The organism is Desulfovibrio sp. (genome assembly GCA_016208105.1).
Lineage (GTDB): Bacteria > Desulfobacterota > Desulfovibrionia > Desulfovibrionales > Desulfovibrionaceae > Fundidesulfovibrio.
The window spans coordinates 80,123-86,122 of the sequence record JACQYS010000016.1 but is presented as its reverse complement, the minus strand read 5'-3'; the positions used below and the strand labels follow the sequence as shown (position 1 = coordinate 86,122).

Genomic DNA, 6,000 nt, shown 5'->3' with positions numbered 1-6,000 from the left:
CTCGGGATTTGGGGATCAAATCGCAGCTGATCCACATGGCGTTCTGTCGTTCGGCTTGTCGACCAAGACCCATTGGCATCCTCCTTCTCGTGGAAGGATGGTCGGATGTTTCGTGGAGAAAATCAACACGCTGTTAAGCCACATCCTTCGTTTACTCTACCATCCCATCGTCTTGGTGGCTTTGCGCTTCAAGAAGGCGGTCATTTTCCTGGCCGTGATCGTTATGGCCGTATCCGTGTGGCCCCTCATGCGTCTGGGATCGGAGTTCATGCCGCCCTTGTACGAGGGCACGCTCTTCTACATGCCGGTGACCATGCCGGGCATAGCCATCTCCGAGGCCGCCAGACTCCTTAAGATGCAGGACTCCATCATCGCCGCCGTGCCCGAGGTGGCCCAGGTGTTCGGCAAATCCGGAAGGGCCGGGACGGCCACGGACCCCGCGCCCATTGAAATGTTCGAGACGGTCATCAATCTAAAACCCGAGTCCCAGTGGCGTCCGGGCATGACCGTGGAGAAGCTCAAGCAGGAGTTGAACACCAGGCTCAACATCCCGGGAGTGGTCAACGCCTTCACCATGCCCATCAAAGCCAGGGTGGATATGCTCTCCACTGGCATCCGCACCCCGGTGGGCATAAAAATCCTAGGGCCAGACCTAGCCGTGATCGAGGGGATCGGCACCCAGCTTGAAAGCGTGGTCAAAACCGTACCCCATACCCTCTCCGTGTTCGCGGACAAGGTGAACACCGGCTATTACCTAGACATTAGGGTGAAGCGCCAGGCTATCGCGCGCTACGGGCTCTCAGTGGCCGAAGTGGAAGACATCATCGAATCAGCCATTGGCGGCCGCAATCTCACCACCACAATCGAAGGCCGGGAGCGCTATCCCGTGAATGTGCGCTACCCCCGGGAATTGCGCCAGGACGTGGACCAGATCAAGGCCATGCTGGTCCCGGTCGGAGGGCCTGGCGAGGAAGCCAAACCCAAAATGGGTTCTACTACGCCTGGGCCGCGCAGGCTCTTACAGATCCCTCTTGGAGAATTGGCGGACATCAAGGTGACCAATGGCCCCTCAATGATAAAAAGCGAAGGCGGGCTGCCCACGGCCTATGTGTACATAGATTTCTCGAATATCGATGTGGGTAGTTACGTGAACAGCGTCAAGAAAACCGTAGAGGCCGCCGTCCAGCTTCCGGCAGGCTACCGCCTGGTGTGGAGCGGCGAGTATGAGAATCTGGTCAGCACCCACGAACGGCTGCAGATGGTCATCCCCCTGACCCTCTTCATCATCTTCATGTTGCTCTACTTCAATACAAAATCCCTCCCTGCCACCTGCATCGTGCTGCTGGCCGTGCCTTTCTCTTTGGTGGGGTCCTTCTGGTTGCTGTATTTCTTGGGCTACAACCTAAGCATCGCGGTGTGGGTGGGCATCATCGCCCTGGCAGGCCTCGACGCGGAAACAGGCGTGGTTATGCTTTTGTACCTGCAACTAGCCCACAAGGAGTGGCAGGACAAAGGGCTCCTCAAGACCCGTGCGGATTTAAACGATGCAGTGATGCACGGAGCTGTGAAGAGGATACGTCCCAAGGTCATGACTGTGGCCGTGATCCTGGCCGGCCTATTGCCGGTAATGTTCTCGACCGGTGCGGGCTCGGACGTGATGAAGCGCATCGCCGCGCCCATGATTGGCGGCGTGGTGACGTCCACGATACTGGAGCTGATCCTGTATCCAGCGATCTTTGCGCTGTGGAAAGGGAGGGAGTTGCGCCAAACATTGGCGAAACAGCTGGACTAGAGCGGCGATGTTTTATGAATCGTAGTTGAAGAATAGTTTCGCAGGTCGAGTTCTCCCTCGCTGGGCTCGATCTGCGAAACTCATGCTCCTCAAATCCTATTCCTGCCCGCGAGTCAGCAGAAACTTAAAATGTCGGCCAAGCTTGTGGCCGACGCCAACCGCGCCTTTTCCCACGTAGAGTACCCATGCCCAAGCTTGATCATAGCCGCTGCTTGTACTCGACCACAACCCGATGTCCTCTGTTTGGTCAGGGTATTGGGTGCTGACGCGACCATGATCCGGGCCGATTCCCATAAAGGGATGTCCTTGCGGCAGAGCAGGCCATGCCCGGGATATATCCACCAAGGATTCCAGTTCCCATATGGAGGGCAAACGCCACGGAACGCCCATATTTCTTGTCGCCTCCAGGGCTTCGCCCCAACTTGTGTCGCCTTTTTCCGGGAAGGCATACTTAAGCCACACCAATCCGCTCAAGCAATCGTAGATCTCCTGTCCTGATTCCTGGAACCTGGGTTGAGGGCTCGGCTTCAATCGCAGACCCTCTTTTAACTTTTCTTGCAGAAGCCAGGATTCGCCGGACACGGGCCAAACCAAGTGTTCCGCGTCGCGCGGTCCTGAGAACATCCTTCCTCCCTCAAGGTGTACTCGCCAGACGTGGCCGTGGGACACGGCTGACACTGATTCCGTCCAATACCAATGTTGGAATACGTCCACAAAAGGATGTCCCGGTGGCAGAGCAGGGCGGGAGTGAGCCAAGCTTAACAGGGAAAGCATTTCACGGCGTAGCGGCAACCGCCAGTCGCTACGGCCTAGCAAAACGTCGTGATTACAACGACGGACAAAGGCCAAGGCGTCAGAATGGGACATTGGCCACCCGGCCAGATTAGCGTTTTGCGGCCAGAAGAGCCCAGTCAGACGGTCATGGACCAGTGCTTCAGCCAAGAGTTCAAAGCGTGGCGTGGGCCAGATACGACCTGGGTGATATTCGGCATCCTGGCCTGATCCGGGACAGGGAACATTCCTTCCCAAAATATCAAAGCATTTGTCCTGACCGGACCATGGGTAGCGTACGTCCATAATTTCCCTGTTCCAGGCCGATGCCATTGGGGCTAGGTTTTAAAAAAATTGAATGGGAATGCGAGAATTTCGATTTTCAAAAATTCAAATCGCCAGATTATTGTATAATTTCAGGTTTTCTCCACGGATTACATGCTTATTGTATATCAAAAATATTATCTTGGTGCTTGTCAAGCCGTAAGTGCGGTAAACGGCCGAATCCCCTCCGCATGTGATTTCTTGACAGGGCATCGACTTTACGCCGGTGGTAGGACTTCCCTTGAGTACAAGGCTTCGCACACTACATCACCACAGGTACGGAGGAAGTCTTTATCTTTGGTCCCGCCAGATGCAACCTTCCCCCTGTTTCACAACCCGTGACTGGGGGATGCGGATCGTGTTCACTGCCCGCCCAATTTCCACACTCTCTGAGTTAGTTCGTGTCCACCCCGGTGCGGGACTATTCAGTCTGGTCGCTCTGTCTGAGGTGGCGGCGTTGGAGATGCTGTTTCGTGTTTCTCGGTAAGTGGGCTTTTACGAGACTTGACAGATTATGGCCGGATAGATGCCTTGACCAATCCGATCTGTTAGGAAGTGTACTTTGTACCGCTTTGGATAGGCAGCACCCGAGGGACCTCTTCGATGTGCGTCTTCTATTGGAGTAAACGGGCATTACGGAAGAAATCCGTAAAGGCTCCATTTTCATGTCCGAAGAGTTCCGAGTCCAGAAGATTTTCGGACAATGCCGCGCAGTTATCGTGTTCTGCATGCACAACTCAGCCACGGCCACACCAGCTTCGGCCTGTTTGAGAATCCCAATGATCTGCTCTTCGGTGAAACGGCTCTTCCTCATGACCACGACCCCCCTTGGTCGAAGTCACGAATTTTTAACTAGGATACCTTGTGGGGGAAAGGTCAACTGATGCCTATGTCCAAATTGCGTTTGTAATTCTTTGGATAGTGAAGAAGAGCAGTTTTAATGCTCTACACCAAGTTCCATCCGCTTATCTATTGGCAGGAGCCTCAGTACGTTGCCTTCTAGCTTGATGGCCTTGCCCCACTTCGATTGAGCAAGTTGTAAAGCCGCCTCCTTTGTTGTCGCGTCATGCGCCGTGAATGCGATCTCCTTGCCCATGTCCCGGATCATGCCGCCGTTGATCAGGTGGATGAACACCGTTCCCATGGCGTCGATTGAGCTAGTGAATCCCGTAAAGAGCCTTTTGCTTCGCGGCGTCACGTCCTCTAACTCCGCGAGCTCGTAAGCCTTGGCCACAGCCTGGAGGCCACGTTGAGCTCGACGGCTCAAGTCTTGCCCACCAACCAAGTCAAGCTGCGTTCCGATCCACTTCTCGCGCACCTCCTGCCGCCGGTCAACGGTTGAGCCTCCTAGACCGGCCTCGGGCTCAACTAGGTTCTCCTTCGAGCGTAGGATGGCAAGGGCTGTCTCGTTTCCCTGAGCGGCTTTCCAACGCAGAAAATCCGTCCAGGAGGAGTAGGGCGCATTCTTCTTCGCCTTTTCCTGCTCGGCTCTTATTCTCTTAAAAATATGGAGTCGTTGCTCAGTCTCCTTCAATCGTGCGATCTTGAGGAGGTCATACCGTTGCCGACCGAAAAACTGCCGGTTGATCTTTCCACGTTCCAAGCTCCAGACGGCCCGTAAGGTTTCCTGTTCTTTCACCTGGAGGCTGGCCAAAACCTTCATGGCCATCTTTCGAAGCTCGATGCCCTGCTGGTACTCCCGATACAAATCCCCACGCTCTGGCCCTTGGTGCAATGGCTTGCCTGTGTAGCGCACCTCCTCTGGATAGCGCTCTTTAGCCAGGCCCGGGCGGATGTAGGTTCCGAAACGCTTCATCAGCTTGGACAAGGACAACGACCGGTCCAAGCGACTGGCCTTGATGGCGAGGCCTCCGTTGCGGTCTTTGATGATCAAACCGTTGCCATGTGGCTTGATCTCCATTCCGTGTTTAGCGAAGGCGGCGTGAACCTGCTCCCAGTCGGCTGCCTGAGCCAGGTCTTTCATGAGGCGTCCTCGCCGCTCCTTGGCGTATCCCTCAAAGGATTGTTGTCCGGTATGAGCCTCCACCGTGGCCGCAATATCATTCAGCTGCGGAGCCTCCTTCTCGACTCCGCGCCCATTGTCGATAGCCAGGCCGTACCGCAACTCCAAGTCCCGGCAGACCAAGTCGCGCTTGATGAAGTCACGGTATGGCTCATGCCGGGTCAGTCGCTCCGGGTGGATCATGTTGTAGGCCACATGCAGGTGGAGGTTGTTCGTATTCTTGTGAACGCCGCAATGACGCTGGTGCTCGGAGAATCCTAGCGCCTTTGCAAATTCCTCCTCGATGGCTTTGAACATTTCCGGCTCAAGCCGAGCCTCGTCCTCATGCCGAAAGCTCACGATGAGATGGTATGTCTTTTCTCTGGTTGTCCTTTTGTTCATGGCCTGAGTGTCCACGGCTTCCTGGATACCCAGGGCGTAATCGTCTCCGGCCAAGCACCCGGTGCACCAGTGCATCAGGGATTTCTCGCTTGGATGGTCGGCTGCCGCGATGTAGCGGGCCAAGCGCCGGTAATCGTCATTCTCCGGCTTCTGCGGGACGCGGCGACTAATCATGTTTACGCCAGGTACTCAAATACGGGCGATGGCAGCCTTCAACTCGCGTTGCCGGGCCTCAATTTGTTTGAGCATATGCCGCACCTCCGAGTGCAATGCCTGAGTTGAAGCCGCATTATCCGTTAGGCACAGCTTGAAGAGGCCACCAAGCCTCCCGAGGTCGGCATTGACCTTGAGCAGGTCCCGCCTGGCGTGCTGCTTTTCAAGGCTTGGCGTAGGCTGTCCCAGGCAGACACGCTTTATGTAGGTGGACCTGGACAGGCCAGCCCTCTCCGCGTTGGCGGAGATAATGGCGTGCTCCTCAGTGTTGACGTAGCACCATAGTGCCATTTTCTTGGTAGGCATCTCGATCCTCAGTCAAAACGTTGAGCCGGAGGCGAATAAGCTTGAGCCCCGCAGGGCAGAGCGCGAGGTACTAGTACCTCACCTGTCCTGCCTCCGGACGGCGTCAGATCATATGCTACTATATTGGGCTACACCATGCTCCTGCGCCACTTTCCAATATGATTCGTTACATTTCAACATCAACCAACAT

4 protein-coding genes and 2 pseudogenes are annotated in these 6,000 nt (G+C 55.5%); 1 reads left to right on the top strand and 5 read right to left on the bottom strand.

Annotated features, from left to right (window positions below; translation table 11 throughout):
- On the top strand, nt 1-1,792 hold a 1,792-nt coding region (locus HY795_08730), incomplete at its 5' end, for an efflux RND transporter permease subunit (protein ID MBI4805305.1).
- A 96-nt stretch (nt 1,793-1,888) separates the two neighbouring features.
- Here the strand turns inward: HY795_08730 and HY795_08725 are convergent.
- The 5 genes and pseudogenes from HY795_08725 to HY795_08705 all read right to left on the bottom strand — a co-directional run bounded on the left by HY795_08725 (nt 1,889) and on the right by HY795_08705 (nt 5,810).
- Entirely contained in the window at nt 1,889-2,869 is a 981-nt protein-coding gene (locus HY795_08725; protein MBI4805304.1) for a DUF1566 domain-containing protein, read from the bottom strand.
- Nucleotides 2,870-3,531: 662 nt separating this feature from the next.
- A pseudogene (locus HY795_08720) lies at nt 3,532-3,603 on the bottom strand (sigma 54-interacting transcriptional regulator).
- A gap of 5 nt (nt 3,604-3,608) precedes the next feature.
- Nucleotides 3,609-3,701: pseudogene (locus HY795_08715) on the bottom strand (transposase).
- 123 nt (nt 3,702-3,824) lie between these two features.
- Nucleotides 3,825-5,465 (bottom strand): relaxase/mobilization nuclease domain-containing protein, encoded by a 1,641-nt coding sequence (locus HY795_08710; protein ID MBI4805303.1) that lies wholly within the window; start codon nt 5,463-5,465, stop codon nt 3,825-3,827.
- 15 nt (nt 5,466-5,480) lie between these two features.
- Entirely contained in the window at nt 5,481-5,810 is a 330-nt protein-coding gene (locus tag HY795_08705; GenBank protein ID MBI4805302.1) for a pirin, read from the bottom strand.
- Nucleotides 5,811-6,000 lie beyond the last annotated feature (190 nt).

What these genes read in the sequence shown, in the direction of transcription:
- HY795_08725 (MBI4805304.1), bottom strand. Translation starts at nt 2,869, where the DNA reads ATGGACGTACGCTACCCATGGTCCGGTCAGGACAAATGCTTTGATATT.
- HY795_08710 (MBI4805303.1), bottom strand. Translation starts at nt 5,465, where the DNA reads ATGATTAGTCGCCGCGTCCCGCAGAAGCCGGAGAATGACGATTACCGG.
- HY795_08705 (MBI4805302.1), bottom strand. Translation starts at nt 5,810, where the DNA reads ATGCCTACCAAGAAAATGGCACTATGGTGCTACGTCAACACTGAGGAG.